Genomic DNA, 15,244 nt, shown 5'->3' with positions numbered 1-15,244 from the left:
AAAAGCAGATGAGAAGACTGGAGTTCCGCATGTCGGAGAGAGGCCCCGCGACGGCACCCTCGCACGACTCGTCGCCCGAATCGCCCTCCGCCCCCGCCGCCACCGCGTCCCTGACGCGCGCACGCCGCACGAGCCTGCTCGTCACCTTCATACTCGGCGGGCTCACCGCCCTCCCCCCGCTGTCCATGGACATGTACCTGCCGGCCCTGCCGCAGGTCACCGACGCCTTGAACAGCCCCGCCGCGACGATCCAGCTGACCCTCACCGCCTGCCTCGCCGGTATGGCCCTCGGCCAGCTCGTCATCGGCCCGATGAGCGACAAGTGGGGACGCCGCCGGCCGCTGCTCGTCGGCATGGTCGTCTACGTCCTGGCCACCGCGATCTGCGCCCTCGCCCCGACCGCCGAGCTGCTGATCGCCTTCCGGCTGCTCCAAGGGCTGGCCGGGGCCGCCGGAGTCGTCATCGCGCGCGCCGTCGTGCGCGACCTGTACGACGGCGACGAGATGGCCCGCTTCTTCTCCACCCTGATGCTCATATCCGGGGCCGCCCCGATCGTCGCGCCGCTCATAGGCGGCCAGGTGCTGCGCTTCGCCGACTGGCGGGGCGTCTTCGTCGTCCTCACCGGCGTCGGCACGGTCCTCACCCTGATGGTCTGGCGCGGCCTCGGCGAGACCCTGCCGCCCGAGCGGCGACACACCGGCGGCGTCGGCTCCGCGCTGCGGACCATGCGCGGGCTGCTCGGCGACCGGGTCTTCGCCGGCTACACCCTGACCGGCGGCTTCGCCTTCGCCGTCCTCTTCTCCTACATCTCCGCCTCCCCCTTCGTGGTGCAGGAGATCTACGGCGCCTCGCCCCAGACCTTCTCCCTGCTCTTCGGCCTGAACTCCGTCGGCCTGATCCTCGTCGGGCAGATCAACGGCAAGCTGCTGGTCGGCCGGGTGCGCCTGGACAAGGTGCTGGCCGTCGGCCTCGCGGTCGTCCTGGTTTCCGCGGTGTCCCTGCTGCTGATGGCGACGGGCGTCTTCGGCGAGATCGGGCTGACCCCCATCGCCACCGCGCTGTTCGTCCTCATGTCGGCGATGGGCATCGTGCTGCCGAACACCAACGCGCAGGCGCTGATGCGGACCCCGCACGCGGCCGGATCGGCCTCCGCGCTGCTCGGCACCACCTCCTTCCTGGTCGGCGCGATCGCCTCCCCGCTGGTGGGCATCGCGGGCGAGGACACCGCGGTCCCGATGGCCTTGGTGCAGCTGGTGTGCGCGATGCTTTCGGTGAGCTGCTTCCTGGCCCTGTGCCGCCCCTGGCAGCAGCGGGACGCACACCCCGCGCCCGCCCCGGCGAAGGACTGAGCCGAGGGGCCGGAGCCGGGGCCCTCCCTGCCGGCCCCGGCCCCGGCCCGCCGTAAACTCAGCAGGTGAACGCCTCCGCCCCCACCTCCGCCGAAACCCTCCGCCGCACGCTCGGCGGACTGCTCGACGGGCTCCCCCCGAAGCAGGCCACGGCCGCCGTCGAGCGGCTCATCGCCAACTACCGGGGACAGACCCCGACCGACGCGCCCGTCCTGCGCGACCGCTCCGACGTGGCGGCGTACGCGGCGTACCGGATGCCCGCCACCTTCGAGGCCGTCCGGGGCGCCCTCGACGGGCTGGCCGAGGCCGCGCCCGACTGGGCGCCGGGCTCCCACGTGGACGTGGGCGGCGGCACGGGCGCCGCGACCTGGGCGGTGGACGCCACCTGGGACGGCCCGCGGCAGACCACCGTGCTGGACTGGGCGGAGCCGGCCCTGGCCCTCGGCCGGGAACTGGCGGCGGCGTCCACCTCGGAGGTGCTCCGCGCCGCGGCCTGGCGCCGGGCGGTCATCGGCTCCGGGCTGACCCTGCCCGAGGCGGACCTGGTGACGGTGTCCTACGTACTCGGCGAACTGACCGCACCGGCGCGCGCGGCGGTCGTCGCCGAGGCGGCACGGGCCGGCCAGGCCGTGGTGCTGATCGAGCCGGGTACGCCGGAGGGCTACCTGCGCATCCGCGAGGCCCGTGACCAGCTGATCGAGGCCGGGCTGCGGATCGCCGCACCGTGCCCGCACGACGGGACCTGTCCGATCGAGGTCGGCAAGGACTGGTGCCACTTCTCGGCGCGGGTGAGCCGATCCTCCCTGCACCGCCAGGTCAAGGGCGGCTCGCTGCCCTACGAGGACGAGAAGTTCAGCTACGTCGCCGCCACCCGCTTCCCGACGGAGCCGGCCGCCTCCCGGATCACGCGGAGACCGCAGATCCGGAAGGGGCTCGTCCTGCTGGAACTGTGCGGACCCGAGGGGAGCGGCCTGACCCGGGTCAACGTGACCAAGCGCCACGGCGACCTCTACAAGGCCGCCCGGGACGCCGACTGGGGCCAGGCCTGGCCCCCGGCACCGCAGCCGTAGCCGTAGCCGTAGCCGCGACCACGGCCGTGGTCGCGGCCTTGGCCGGTCCTACGGGCGCAGCTCCTGGGTGCAGCACTTCACGCTGCCGCCGCCCTTGAGCAGCTCGCCCAGATCCATCGGGACCGGCTCGAACCCCCGGTCCCGCAGCGGCTCCAGCAGGCCGGTCGCCGCCTGTGGGAGCAGGACGTGCAGGCCGTCGGAGACCGCGTTCAGGCCGAGGGCGGCCGCGTCGCGGCCGTCGGCGATCAGGGCGTCCGGGAAGAGCCGCCTGAGCACTCCCCGGCTGCCGGGCGAGAAGGCCTCCGGGTAGTACATGATCTCGTCGCCGTCGAGGACGCTGAGCGCCGTGTCCAGGTGGTAGTAGCGCGGGTCCACCAGGTCGAGGCCGATGACCGGGCGGCCGAAGAACTCCTGGGCCTCGTCGTGCGAGAGCGGGCTGGAGCGGAAGCCCCGGCCGGCCAGGATGTAGTGCTCGGTGACCGCGAAGTCCCCCTCGCCCTCGTTGACGTGGGAGGGCTCGTGGATGTCCGTGTAGCCGTTGCCGCGGAACCAGTCGAGGTGCCGCTCGGCCTCGGCGGTCCGTTCCGGGTAGGCGAACCGGGCCCCGAGGACCCGGCCGTCGACGACGAGGGCCCCGTTCGCCGCGAAGACCATGTCGGGCAGGGCGGGGTCGGGTTCGAGGGTTTCGACGATGTGACCGAGGGAGCGGTAACGGTCCCTCAGGTCTTCCCACTGGGCCAGTGCGAGGGGCAGGTCCACCGGTTTCGTGGGATCCATCCACGGATTGATGGAGTACGTGACCTTGAAGTGTGCGGGTGGGCACATCAGGTAGCGCCGGGGTGTGGCGTCTCTGCGCAAAGAAGGCTCCTCACGACTTTCACGACTCGGGACGAGTGCTGGAGAGAATCGTCTCTCCTCCACCTGGACAGCACAGTGAACTGATTGGGTGGTTTACGCAAACCTGGAAAAAGACGAGACGTCTCGCTTTGGTAATTTCGGGCCATGCCCAAGACCCCTGACGCCACCCGCCGCAGCGACCGTTCCCGGCGCGCCATCCTCGACGCCTCGCTCGCCCTCGTCGGAGAGGTCGGCTACAACAAGTTGACCATCGAGGCCATCGCCGCCCGCGCGGGCGTCGGCAAGCAGACCATCTACCGCTGGTGGCCCTCGAAGGCCGCCGTCCTCCTCGACGCCTCACTGACCCTCTTCGGCGACGCGGAGACGGAGGCGGAGTGGGCCGGTTTCCCCGACACCGGGGATCTCGCGGCCGACCTGAAGTACGTCCTGCGGACGACGGTCGACCAGTTCAACGACGAGAAGTACGACGCCCCCTCGCGCGCCCTGACGGCGGCCGGCGCCACCGATCCCGAGCTCGGCGCCCGCTTCACCGAGCAGCTGCTCGAACCCCAGCTCGCCCTGTACGAGGCCCGGCTGCGCACCGCCGTGGAGGCCGGCCTGCTCGCGCCGGACACGGACCTGCGGCTGACGGTGGAGATGCTCGTGGGGCCGCTCACCTACCGTTGGCTGATGCGCACCGCGCCCCTGACGCACGCCTACACCGACGCGCTCGTGGACCGGGTGCTGGGCGGGGTGGCCAACGTCACCGCCCGATAGCGGGCAGGGAATCGAAGATCGGCCGAGAAGATATGGCCGAATTCTATGGTTATGTAGGGGTATCCGGTCGCGTATCTTCAACCCCCCGCTCGTCAAGAGCGGTCACCCGGGGCTCAGGATGGTGGGACGATGGGTTGGTCCGCCGGGGATACGGTGAGGTGAGGGGATAGATGGGGTCTGAGTCCGGCCGCGTCAAACGCGGCGAGCAGAGCAGGATTTCCCAGTGGCTGCGCCGGCGGCAGAAACCCACCGCCGAGGACCCCGGAGCGGAGCGCGAGGCGCTCCTCCTGGCCGTCGCCGCCGCGGGCCTGCCGCTCGCCCCCGCCGCCCATCCCGCCGGTTACCGATGTTCGTGCGACCGGATCGGCTGTCCGACGCCCGCACGGCACCCCGTCTCCTTCGCCTGGCAGACCCAGTCGACCACCGACCGCGCCCAGGTCGAACGCTGGGCGCGCAACCAGCCCCAGGCCAACTTCATCACCGCGACCGGCATGGTCCACGACGTCCTCGACGTCCCGCTGGAGGCCGGCACCGCCGCCCTGGCCCGACTGCTGGAGGCCGGGATCGAGGTCGGCCCCGTCGCCGAATCGGGCGGCACCGGCGAACAGGCCCGGATGCTCTTCTTCACCGCCACCCGCGGCACCCCCGAGGACGAGGACGAGTGGTGGCCGTGCGAACTGGACTGCCACCCCGAGACGATGGACGAGCACCCGGGCCTGCGCTGGCACTGCCGCGGCAGCTACGTCCTGGTCCCGCCGGCGACCCTGCCCGGTGACCAGGCGGTGACCTGGATCCGCGGCATGGAGCACACCCTCCCGGACCCGCTCACCCTCCTGGAAACCTTGACGGACGCCTGCGCCGCCTACGCGGGTACCACGAACCTGACCCCGGCCGCGGTCGCCTGGCCCCTGGGCCACTAGGACAGAATCCAGCCTCGCCGGCGTTCGAGGCGCGGGGGCGCGGGGGCGGAGCCCCCGGTACGGCGCGTCAGTGGTGGATCTGGGTCACGACCACGTCGAGGGACCAGGCCTTCGCCGGCTTCGCAGGGGCCTCGGCCTCGACGGCGTAGCCCAGATCCCGCAGGGCCGTGACCAGTTCGGCGGGCGAAGCCGGCGCGGCCCCCGCCGTCAGCAGGTCCCGTACCAACCGGCCCTTCGTCGCCTTGTTGAAGTGGCTCACCACGGACCGCTTCTCCACCCCGTCCACCATCTGCGAGTGCAGCACCCGGACGGTCGCGGTCCGCCCCGCCACCTCACCCTTCGGCTTCCACGCGGCCCCGTACGCCGCCGACCGCAGGTCCAGCACCAGCCCGTCCCCGGCCGCCTCCGGCATGACCTCCGCCATCGGCCCCCGCCAGTACGCCCCCAGCGCGCCCAGCGCGGGCAGCTTCACGCCCATCGAGCAGCGGTACGACGGGATCCGGTCGGTGATCCGCACCGCGCCCCACAGCCCCGAGAACACCAGCAGCGCGTCCTCGGCCGACGCCCGCGCCGCGGCCGGCAGATCGGCCAGGCCGAGCGCGTCGTAGAGCACGCCCGTGTAGATCTCGCCCGCAGGCCGGGCCCCCGCCGTACGCAGCTCCGCGTTCTTGGCGACCTCGCCGCGCAGGCCCTCGCTCAGGCCCAGCACCTCGCGCGCCTTCAGCTCGTCCGCCGCGCACAGCTCGACCAGCTCCTCCAGCACCGCCGCACGGGCCGGAGCGAGACCGGGCAGGGACAGCGCCTCCGGCTTCAGGGGTGCGCCGGAGCCGCCGGCGGCCTTTCCTTCGGACGGCGGCAGCAGCACGAGCACGGTGGTTCTCCTTCGGTACGACGTCGCAGGGGGTGCGGCCCCCGAGCCAGGGTAGACGTCCGCCGCCCCCGCTCGCCGCGCCGTCCGAGCCCCCCGCCCCTACGCTCGACGCATGCCACGCCGTCAGATGCACATGACCGGCGCAGACGGGGCTGCTCTGCGGGCCGCGCTGCGTGAACTGCGGACGAAGCTGGAGGTGCCCGAGGCGTTTCCGCCCGAGGTCCTCGCCGAGGCCGAGCAGGCTGCGGCGCACCCCCGGCTCCCGGAGCTGGACAGTACGGACATCCCCTTCTTCACGATCGACCCGCCGGACTCGGTCGACCTCGACCAGGCCATGCACCTGGCGAAGCGTCCCGGCGGCGGTTACCGGGTCCGGTACGCGATCGCCGACGTCGCCGCCTTCGTCACCCCGGGCGGCGCCCTCGACGCCGAGGCCCACCGCCGCGTGACCACCCTGTACTTCCCCGACGGGAAGGTCCCGCTGCACCCGGCCGTCCTCTCGGAGGGCGCGGCCAGCCTGCTGCCCGATCAGCTCCGCCCGGCTCTGGTGTGGTCCTTCGACCTGGACCCCGAGGGCCGGGTCGAGACCGTCGACGTCCGGCGCGCGCTGATCCGCAGCCGGGCCAGGCTCGACTACGACGGCGTCCAGAAGGCCATCGACACCGGTACGGCGGAGGAGCCGCTCGCCCTCCTGAAGGACATCGGCCGGCTCCGCGAGGCCCTGGAACAGGCACGCGGCGGCATCTCCCTCAACGTGCCCGAGCAGGAGATCGTCGAGCGCGACGGCACCTACTCCCTCGCCTACCGCGCCCCGCTGCCCGCCGACGGCTGGAACGCGCAGATCTCCCTGATGGCCGGCATGGCCGCGGCCGATCTGATGCTGGCCACCGGCACCGGCATCCTGCGTACGCTCCCCAGCGCCCCCGACGGCGCGGTCGGCAAGCTCCGGCGGACGGCGAAGGCCCTCCGGATCGACTGGCCGCACCACGTGCCGTACGCCGAACTCGTGCGCTCCCTCGACCCGCACCGCCCCGCCCACGCCGCCTTCCTCCAGGAGTGCACGGCCCTGCTGCGCGGCGCGGGCTACACGGCCTTCACCGGCGGCGAGAGCCCCGATCCGGCGATCCATTCCGCGGTGGCGGCCCCGTACACGCACTGCACCGCGCCGCTGCGCCGACTCGTGGACCGCTACACCGGGGAGTTGTGCCTGGCGGCGGTGGCCGGGACGGAACCGCCGCCGTGGGTGTTGGAGGCCCTTCCCGCGCTCCCGGACGAGATGGCGGAAGGCGGCCGGCTGGCGAACACGGTCGAACGGGAGTCCGTGGACCTGGTCGAGGCGGCCGTGCTCAAGGACCGCGTCGGGGAGACGTTCGAAGCCACGGTCATCGAGGTCAAGGACCGGGAGCCGCTGGTGGGCACGGTCCACCTGGAGGACCCGGCGGTGGTCGGCCGCGTCCGGTCCACCACGCTCGACCTGCCCCTGGGCGACCGGATCCGGGTCCGGTTGACGCAGGCCGACCCGGGCACCTCGAAGCTCCTCTTCGCGCCCGTATAGGGGCGCCTAGGCTCCGGCGGGCTGCCGACGCAGGGCGGTGACCAGCGCGCGCGGGTCGTCGGCGTGGAAGCGGACGGTCCGGGCCTCGCCCGTCGCGCCGAGCGGCCGGGTGAAGCGCAGCGGCCGGTTCAGTTCCAGGGTCACGGTGGTCTGGCTGCCGACGATGAGGTCGAGCACCCCGTCCTCGGACAGCGTCACCAGCCGGCCCTCGGGGTAGCGTCGGTCCACCCGTACGGAGGCCACCGCGTCCGACGGGACGGCCAGGTCGAACAGGGCACCGTAGCGAATCCTCAGCGACCCGTCGGGGCGGACCACATGCGGCCGGGTCACGCACGCGGCGTGCAGCGCGAGGACGAGCAGGATGCCGTACACGTCCAGCACCAGCACCACCCGGTGGACCGTCGGCCAGGGGATGAGCAGGGCCAGGCCGATGGTCTCGATCACCGACACGAAGAGCATCCCGTACATCATGGCCGTCTGCGGTCCGGTGTACGCGGCGGCGAGGTCCCCGGGGCGCACCCCGTGCTTGCCGCGGACGGCCCACCGCCCCAGCGAGGCGGCGGCGCGCAGCTCGTGCAGCACCAGCCGCCGCACCTGCGTCGGGACCACGGCCCGGACCGCGGCGCGGCGGGCGGCCCGGCGGTCCGCGCCGCGGGCCCGCTCGGCGGCGTAGAGGCCGTACAGCACCCAGGCCTCCAGCAGCAGCACCCCGACGAGGAGCGCCTCGGTGACGGCGAGCGCCCATCCCGGCAGGCGCACCCCGGCCGCCAGACACACCACGAGCCCCAGCTCCGCCGGGACGACGGCGGTGACGGCGATCCGTGCCGCCCGTATGCGGGTCATCCCCGCCCCCTCTCCATGAACGCCTCCATGACGAGGCGGACGACTTCGGCCTGCGCGGGCGCGTACTCGGCGAGCAGCGCCTCCTGGAACCCGGTCACGACCACCCCGTCGGTGGGGATCGCGGCGAACACCTCGTCGGGGACGGCCGCCACCAGCTCCGCCGCCAGGGGCGGGATCCGCGGGTCGTCCACGGGCGCGTCGGCGAGCTCGTCGAGTCGCACGTACAGCGCGAGCACGGCGGGATCGGCGGCCAGCGGGCCCATCGCGGCGTAGATCTCCTGGCCGCCCGCGCCCGTCGCGTCGAGGAGGGTCAGGTGTTCGCGGTCCTTGGCGGCGGCCGGCGAGTCCGTGCGGGGCGCCTTCGCCAACAGGGCGGCGAGCCCGGGCGAGAGCGGCTCGGCCTCCCCCGGCCCGGCGGCGAGCAGCACGGCGAGCCGGCGCCGCCGCTCCTGGATCTCGGCCTCCTGCCGGGCGAGGTCGGCGTCGAGTTCCGTGAGGACCTCGGCCAGTTCGCGCCCGGCGTCGTCGGCGAGGACGTCCCGCACCTCGTCGAGGCCGAGCCCGAGCTCGGTGAGCCGGCGTACGCGGGCCAGCAGGACGGCGTCACGGAGGCTGTAGGCCCGGTAGCCGTTGGGGCGCCGCTCCGGTTCCGGGAGGAGCCCGACATGGTGGTAGTGCCGGATCGCCCGGGTGGTGACCCCGACGACCGCGGCGATCTCTCCGATCCGCATGCCCCCCAGTAGAAACCCTGCCGCTGCGTCAAGGTCAAGCAAGGTCGGACCCGGCCGTCGCCGCGGGTAACATGGTCACCACGGCAGACGAGTCGGCCGGGCGGCCGCGTCGGGGTCTCAGGATCCCGCCGAGGAACGTCCGGGCTCCACAGGGCAGGGTGGTGGCTAACGGCCACCCGGGGTGACCCGCGGGACAGTGCCACAGAAAACAGACCGCCAGGGGCTTCGGCCCTCGGTAAGGGTGAAACGGTGGTGTAAGAGACCACCAGCGCCTGAGGTGACTCAGGCGGCTAGGTAAACCCCACCCGGAGCAAGGTCAAGAGGATCCGTCCCCGGACGGGTCTGCGCGAACGATCGAGGGCTGCTCGCCCGAGTTCGCGGGTAGACCGCACGAGGCCGGTGGCAACACCGGTCCTAGATGGATGGCCGTCTCCCCGGCGACCGCGAGGTCACCGGGCGACAGAACCCGGCGTACAGGCCGGCTCGTCTGCCGCTTCCACTCCCGTTCGGGTGCGGCGCCGTTGCGGGGGCGCTGCCCCGGGCCCCGCCGGGGCTCGGCCCCGGACCCCGCGCCTCAAACGCCGGCGGGGCTGGGTGGTGTGGGTCGGTGCCCCGCCGGAGTGTCTCCTCGGCTCGCGCGGTTCGGCATATCTCGGCTGTTCGCGGGGGTGCGCGCTCGTCCTGCGGGGACACTCCGCCGTGTCCCCGCCCCACGGCAGGACTTCGACAGTGCCCCCCGAAGCCGCCCCGACGCGTGGGGAGCGGGGACGGGCAGGGGTGTCCCCGCAGGACGAGCGCGCAACCACCGCCCACAGCCGAGACACGCCCGCATCGCGCGAGCCGAGGAGACACCCCTGCCCGGCCCCGCGCACCCGCCCACACCGTGATCCGACCCCGCCCGGCCCCCCGCCAAGGGCACCGCACCGGGATCGGACCCCGCCAGGGCTACCGCAGGTGGGACGTGTCGTTCAGGAGGCGGACCGAGGCGTTGCCGTCCGCGTAGTAGGCCACCGCCGACAGGGAGGCCGCCGAGAGTTCCATGCGGAACAGCGCTTCCGGCGGGGCGCCCAGGGCCAGGCGGACCAGGATCTTGACCGGGGTCACGTGCGTGACCAGCAGGACCGTACGGCCCGCGTGCGCGGACAGCAGGCGGTCGCGGGTCGCCGAGATCCGGCGGGTGGCGGACAGGAAGCTCTCGCCGCCGCCCGTCGGGGCCGCCTTCGGGGAGTCCAGCCACGCCTGGAGGTCGTCCGGGAAGCGCTGCTGCACCTCGGCGAAGGTCAGACCCTCCCACGCCCCGAAGTCCACCTCACGCAGGCCCTCTTCGACCGTCACCGTGAGGCCGAGCCGGTCCGCGACCGCCTGCGCGGTCTCCCGGCAGCGGCGCAGCGGGGAGCTGATGATCGTTTGGATGGTGCCGCGGGCGGCCAGCGCCTCGGCGACCGCGGCAGCCTGCCGCAGGCCCGCCGGGGACAGTTCGGGGTCGCTGCCGCCGCTGCCGGAGAAGCGCTTCTGCGGGGTGAGGGCGGTCTCGCCGTGCCGCAGCAGCACGAAGGTGGCCGGCGCCCCCATGTCCGGGCCCCAGCCGTGGCTGCCGGCGACGGCCGGCGCGTCGGCGTCGAGGCAGGGCTCGATCGCCTCCGTCAGGGCCTCGGCGTCGGCGAACAGCGTGTCCGCGAGCTCCTGGGCCGCCGTGGCCTTGGCCGCGGCGGCAGGGGCGGAGGCGGAGGCGGTGACCAGGGCCGCGCGCACGGCCGCGGCGCCCTTCGCCGCGTCCCCGGGCGGACCCACCGGAGCCGGCGGGGTGGCCAGGGCGCGCGCCGCACCGTGGTCGAGGGCGGCCGTGGACGCCGACGGCTCCCACTGCCGGCCGCGCTTGCCCGCGTCCATCGCCTCGTTCGCGAGCCGGTCCGCGTGCTTGTTCTGCTCGCGCGGGATCCACTCGTACGTCACCTGGGCGCGCGGCAGGATCCGCGCGGCCTCGGCGGCGAGCGGCTTCATGTCCGGGTGCTTGATCTTCCAGCGGCCCGACATCTGCTCGACGACCAGCTTCGAGTCCATCCGGACCAGGACCTGCGCGTCGGAGGCGAGCTCACGGGCCGCCGCGAGCCCGGCGATCAGGCCCTTGTACTCGGCCACGTTGTTCGTCGCGACACCGATGTACTCCGCGCGCTCGGCCAGCGTCTCGCCCGTCGCCGGGTCGAGCACCACCGCGCCGTAGCCGGCCGGCCCCGGGTTGCCCCGGGACCCGCCGTCCGCCTCCACGACGAAGCGCGGCATCAGATGCCCGAGTCGGCCGTGCGGACCAGGATGCGGCCGCAGTTCTCGTGACGGACGACCTGGTCGCGGGCCGCGGCCTTGATCTCGTTGACCTCGGCCATGTCGAGCTCCAGCCGGCAGCCCTCGCAGCGGCGCTGGTAGAGGCGCGCGGCGCCGACCCCGCCCTGCTTGACGCGGATCTTCTCGTACAGCGCCATCAGGTCGGTCGGCATGGACGCGACGATGACCTCGCGGTCCTTGGTGACCTTCGCGACCTCGGTGTCGATCTCGGCGGTCGCCGCGTCACGGCGCGCGGTGGCGTCGGCGGCCTTGGCCTCCAGGGCCGTGACGCGCTCGGTCAGCTCGGTGACGCGCTCCTGCGCACCCTCCAGACGCTCCATGACCTCCAGGACCACGTCCTCCAGGTCACCCTGGCGCTTGGCGAGGGAGACGACCTCGCTCTGCAGGTTCGCCAGGTCCCGGGCCGAGATGCCCACGCCCGAGTCGAGCCGCTGCTGGTCGCGGACGGCGCGCTGGCGCACCTGGTCCACGTCCTGCTCCGCCTTGGTCTGCTCGCGCGCGGTGTCGCTCGCCTGGGTCTGGGCGGCGACGAGCAGGTCGCGCTGCTGCGCCAGGTCCTTGGTGAGCGAGTCGAGCTCGGCGTGCTCGGGCAGCGACTTGCGCTTGTGGGCGAGCTGAGACAGCCGGACGTCCAGGGCCTGGACGTCGAGAAGTCGGATCTGGTCGGCGGGCTCGGCGTTCAGTTGGGGGCTCCAGAGATAGAAGGGGGTGTGACGGACGGCGCGTGGGCCGTCCAAGGGTCGGTGACCGTGTGCGAGACGTGGGTCCGCAGACCCCAGCCGTGGCGCTCGGAGATGGCGTCGAGCTGCGCGGCCGCCTGCTCGCACCAGGGCCACTCGGTGGCCCAGTGCGCGGCGTCGACGAGGGCGAGCGGGCGGCTCGTCTCGCGGGCCTCGGACACCGGGTGGTGACGCAGGTCGGCGGTCAGGAAGACGTCCACACCGGCGGCGCGGACCTGCTCGAAGAGGCTGTCGCCGGAGCCGCCGCTGACGGCGATGCGGCGGACCGGCATGTCCGGGTCGCCGGCCACGCGGATGCCTTGGGCGGTCGGAGGCAGCCAGGCCGCGGCGCGGGCCGCGAACTCGCGCAGGGTCTCGGGGTGGTCCAGTTCGCAGATCCGGCCGAGGCCGCGGCGGCCTTCCGGATCGGTCGGGTCGGGCACGAGCGGGCCGGTGATCCGCAGGTCGAGGGCGCCGGCGAGGGCGTCGGAGACACCCGGGTCGGCGGTGTCGGCGTTGGTGTGGGCGACGTGCAGCGCGATGTCGTTCTTGATCAGCGTGTGCACGACGCGGCCCTTGAAGGTGCCGGCCTCCACGGTGGTGGTGCCGCGCAGGTAGAGGGGGTGGTGGGTGATGATCAGATCGGCACCCAGCTTCACCGCCTCGTCGGCGATCTCCTGAACGGGGTCCACGGCGAACAGGACCCGGGTGACCTCGGCGTCCGGGTCGCCGCAGACGGTTCCGACGGCATCCCACTGCTCGGCCCGCGAGGGGGGCCAGAGAGCGTCCAGCGCGGCGATGACTTCAGAGAGACGGGGCACGGGCCAAGGCTACCGTCCGGGGCGACCGTCCCGGTCAGGACAGCCCTGCCGGACGAGGCCCCCACCCCACGGGCCGGACATACCGGAACATTTCTGTCCACCGTCCCGCCCCGTGCCTGCCGCGGTCCTCGTCCCGGACCGGCCGCGGGCCCCGCCCCGATGCCGACGAGCACAAACGCCTCGTCCGCCACGCGCGAATCGCCGACCGGACACCCGTATGTGTGAAGCGGTGTTGGTGGTGTTGTTCGCCGTGATGCCCGAAAACTAGCTTCCCCCCCGGAGGTGACCACGGATGACTGTCTGTGCCATCGAAATGACGACCACGACCGCGTTCACCATCGCCGCGGACGGGTCGTACGCCGCCCGGCTGGCCGGGGAGGGCGACGCCCTCTACGCGGAGCGTTGGACCCTCGCCGGGCCCGAGGCGTACGCGGTACCGCTGCCGCTCGCGCAGCCCGAGGAGGCGGACAGCGAGGTGCTGCCGCTGGCCGACGGGCGGGTGCTGATCCACCGGCGGGTGGCGGAGCGGCACGCCTTCGCACTGTTGTACCCGACGGGAGCCGAGACCGGGCCGAGCACCGGCGAGCTCCAGCTGGGCGGGGTGGAGGTGCGCGAGGGCGTACGGGTGCGCCTGCTCCCGCCGTGCCCGGCCGGTACCGGTGCCTTCGCCCTGGCCGCGGAGGACACCGTGACCACGGTCTGGCAGGTGACCGGGGACCCGTCGGGGCCGCGGCCCGTCGCCCGGATCCCGGGACGGTGCTCGGGCGGCGTCTGGCTGGACCGGGCGGGCCGGCTGCTGGCCCTGGACCGCGAGCTGGAGGGCATCACCAAGGCCGTCGCCGTGGACCTGGCGAGCGCCGGGGTGTCCCCGCTGCTGCAGATCACCGAGGACAGCGACGACCGGCTGCTGCTGGCCGACCCGGACAGCGGCCTGCTGCTGATCCGCTCCGACGCCCCGGGCACCGCACGCCTGGGCTGGGGCGTGCTCGGCAGCTCCCTGCCCGTCCGCTTCCCGGAGTGCCTGGCCCGAACGGGTGAGGCCCGGCCGTTCGCGGTCCAGCCCGGCCAGTCCCTGATGCCGGAGACCTGCGGGGTGGCGCTGCGGCTGCCCGAGGGCGACATCGGGCTGTGGCGGCCCGCCGACCGGCAGGTCTTCCGGCTCGCCGCCCCGACGGGCTGGCTCGGCGGGAGCGGCCTGTGGAGCGCGCAGGGCCGCCTGCACCTCCCGTACGCGACCCCCGAGGTGTCCTGCGGGATGGTCGGCCTGGACCTGCCGGCCTCGCCTCCCCCGCCGGTGGTCCTGGAACCGCCCACGCCGACCGCCCCCCGCCCGGTCCCGCTCCAGCAGGCACCGCTGGCGGGGCGCTAGGGCCTGTCTTTCGGATCGGGCCCGGCATGATCCGAAAGACAGGCCCTAGGGGCAGGAGGCAGGGGGCAAGGGGCGGTCGCCGTGGGCGGGCTCAGGCGTGCTTGAGGCCCAGGACCTCCGTCGCGGCGAAGGTCTCGTTCGCCGGGCGGGACGCGTAGTGCGGGGTCAGGAGTTCGTCGAGCTCCTCGTAGGAGAAGGACTCCTTGGCCGTGTCGAACTTGGCGGCCACCCTCGGGCGCTCCATGACGGCCACGATCCCGCCGTGCACGACGAACAGTTGGCCGTTGGCCTGGGCGGAGGCGGGCGAGGCCAGGTAGCCGACGAGCGGTGAGACGTGCTCGGGGGCGAGGGCGTCCAGCTTGCCCTCCTCCGGGACGGCGAAGCCGGCGAAGACGTCCTCGGTCATCCGGGTACGGGCCCGCGGGCAGATGGCGTTGGCCGTCACCCCGTACTTGGCGAGCGCCAGGGCGGTGGAGGTGGTCAGGCCGACGATGCCGCCCTTGGCCGCCGCGTAGTTCGGCTGACCGGCCGAGCCGCCGAGGAAGGCTTCGGAGGAGGTGTTGACGATCCGGCCGTAGACCGGGCCGCCGGCCGCCTTCGACCGCTCGCGCCAGTGCACGGAGGCGAAGTGGGTGGTGTTGAAGTGGCCCTTGAGGTGGACCCGGATCACCGAGTCCCACTCCTCCTCCGACATCGAGAAGACCATCCGGTCGCGCAGGATGCCCGCGTTGTTGACCAGGATGTCCAGCTTCCCGAAGCGGGACACCGCCAGCTCGATCAGCTCCCGGGCCTGTTCGAAGTCGGCCACGTCACCCAGGTGCGCCACGGCCCGACCGCCCGCGGCGCGGATCTCCGCGGCGACCTCCTCCGCCGGGGCGGCCGAGGCCTCCCCGGAGCCGTCCCGGCCGCTCTGGCCGAAGTCGTTGACGACCACGCTCGCGCCGAGCCGGGCGAGCTCGATCGCCTCGGCCCGGCCGAGCCCGCGGCCCGCGCCCGTCACGATGGCGGAGAGCCCCTCAAGTGGGAGTGACATCCGTAGCGT

Annotated in this window: 14 protein-coding genes and 1 other RNA gene; 7 read left to right on the top strand and 8 right to left on the bottom strand. The window is 73.5% G+C overall.

Annotation, left to right across the window (positions count from 1 at the left end; genetic code table 11):
• Positions 1–29: 29 nt before the first annotated feature.
• Both ACWG52_RS26085 and ACWG52_RS26080 read left to right on the top strand, forming a co-directional pair.
• Positions 30–1,349 carry a Bcr/CflA family multidrug efflux MFS transporter gene (locus tag ACWG52_RS26085; RefSeq protein ID WP_389812512.1) on the top strand — a complete coding sequence of 440 codons (1,320 nt, stop codon included), beginning with the start codon at positions 30–32 and terminating at the stop codon, positions 1,347–1,349.
• A 65-nt stretch (positions 1,350–1,414) separates the two neighbouring features.
• Complete coding sequence (locus ACWG52_RS26080; RefSeq protein WP_389812514.1) at positions 1,415–2,419, top strand: small ribosomal subunit Rsm22 family protein; 1,005 nt, start codon at positions 1,415–1,417, stop codon at positions 2,417–2,419.
• 48 nt (positions 2,420–2,467) lie between these two features.
• On the opposite strand, the gene ddaH is transcribed toward ACWG52_RS26080, so the two are convergent.
• Complete coding sequence (ddaH, locus tag ACWG52_RS26075; protein ID WP_371592743.1) at positions 2,468–3,340, bottom strand: dimethylargininase; 873 nt, start codon at positions 3,338–3,340, stop codon at positions 2,468–2,470.
• 81 nt (positions 3,341–3,421) lie between these two features.
• Between ddaH and ACWG52_RS26070 the strand changes: the two genes are divergently transcribed.
• Complete coding sequence (locus ACWG52_RS26070) at positions 3,422–4,033, top strand: TetR/AcrR family transcriptional regulator (protein WP_389812518.1); 612 nt, start codon at positions 3,422–3,424, stop codon at positions 4,031–4,033.
• Between the two features lie 170 nt (positions 4,034–4,203).
• Entirely contained in the window at positions 4,204–4,953 is a 750-nt protein-coding gene (locus ACWG52_RS26065; protein WP_389812520.1) for a bifunctional DNA primase/polymerase, read from the top strand.
• Between the two features lie 67 nt (positions 4,954–5,020).
• On the opposite strand, the gene yaaA is transcribed toward ACWG52_RS26065, so the two are convergent.
• On the bottom strand, positions 5,021–5,824 hold the full coding sequence (gene yaaA, locus ACWG52_RS26060; protein WP_389812522.1) for a peroxide stress protein YaaA: 804 nt from the start codon (positions 5,822–5,824) through the stop codon (positions 5,021–5,023).
• A gap of 112 nt (positions 5,825–5,936) precedes the next feature.
• Between yaaA and ACWG52_RS26055 the strand changes: the two genes are divergently transcribed.
• Entirely contained in the window at positions 5,937–7,379 is a 1,443-nt protein-coding gene (locus ACWG52_RS26055) for an RNB domain-containing ribonuclease (RefSeq protein WP_389812525.1), read from the top strand.
• Between the two features lie 6 nt (positions 7,380–7,385).
• On the opposite strand, the gene ACWG52_RS26050 is transcribed toward ACWG52_RS26055, so the two are convergent.
• Complete coding sequence (locus ACWG52_RS26050) at positions 7,386–8,222, bottom strand: hypothetical protein (RefSeq protein ID WP_390168719.1); 837 nt, start codon at positions 8,220–8,222, stop codon at positions 7,386–7,388.
• Complete coding sequence (locus ACWG52_RS26045) at positions 8,219–8,953, bottom strand: MerR family transcriptional regulator (RefSeq protein ID WP_389812530.1); 735 nt, start codon at positions 8,951–8,953, stop codon at positions 8,219–8,221. The genes ACWG52_RS26050 and ACWG52_RS26045 overlap by 4 nt, the downstream gene beginning before the upstream one ends.
• Positions 8,954–9,041: 88 nt before the next feature.
• On the opposite strand from ACWG52_RS26045, the gene rnpB reads away from it, so the two are divergent.
• Positions 9,042–9,443, top strand: an RNA gene (gene rnpB, locus ACWG52_RS26040) — RNase P RNA component class A.
• Between the two features lie 455 nt (positions 9,444–9,898).
• Here the strand turns inward: rnpB and ACWG52_RS26035 are convergent.
• Genes ACWG52_RS26035 through ACWG52_RS26025 form a run of 3 tightly spaced genes read right to left on the bottom strand, consistent with a single transcriptional unit; the run spans position 9,899 to position 12,833 of the window.
• A complete protein-coding gene (locus ACWG52_RS26035) occupies positions 9,899–11,233 on the bottom strand; it encodes a bifunctional RNase H/acid phosphatase (protein ID WP_390166922.1) in 1,335 nt (444 codons plus the stop codon).
• Positions 11,233–11,976, bottom strand: a complete 744-nt coding sequence (locus tag ACWG52_RS26030) for a zinc ribbon domain-containing protein (protein ID WP_375944191.1) — start codon at positions 11,974–11,976, stop codon at positions 11,233–11,235. The genes ACWG52_RS26035 and ACWG52_RS26030 overlap by 1 nt, the downstream gene beginning before the upstream one ends.
• Entirely contained in the window at positions 11,973–12,833 is an 861-nt protein-coding gene (locus tag ACWG52_RS26025) for a Nif3-like dinuclear metal center hexameric protein (protein ID WP_375944166.1), read from the bottom strand. Before ACWG52_RS26025 ends, ACWG52_RS26030 begins: the two co-directional genes overlap by 4 nt.
• 292 nt (positions 12,834–13,125) lie before the next feature.
• Between ACWG52_RS26025 and ACWG52_RS26020 the strand changes: the two genes are divergently transcribed.
• Complete coding sequence (locus tag ACWG52_RS26020) at positions 13,126–14,202, top strand: hypothetical protein (RefSeq protein WP_389818163.1); 1,077 nt, start codon at positions 13,126–13,128, stop codon at positions 14,200–14,202.
• 91 nt (positions 14,203–14,293) lie between these two features.
• On the opposite strand, the gene ACWG52_RS26015 is transcribed toward ACWG52_RS26020, so the two are convergent.
• Positions 14,294–15,235, bottom strand: coding sequence for a 3-oxoacyl-ACP reductase (locus ACWG52_RS26015; RefSeq protein ID WP_389818160.1), 942 nt, complete (start codon positions 15,233–15,235; stop codon positions 14,294–14,296).
• Between the last annotated feature and the right edge of the window lie 9 nt (positions 15,236–15,244).

The organism is Streptomyces sp. CLCI03, from assembly GCF_053615355.1.
The sequence above is the reverse complement of the archived record's forward strand: the minus strand, read 5'-3'. Positions and strand labels throughout refer to the sequence as shown.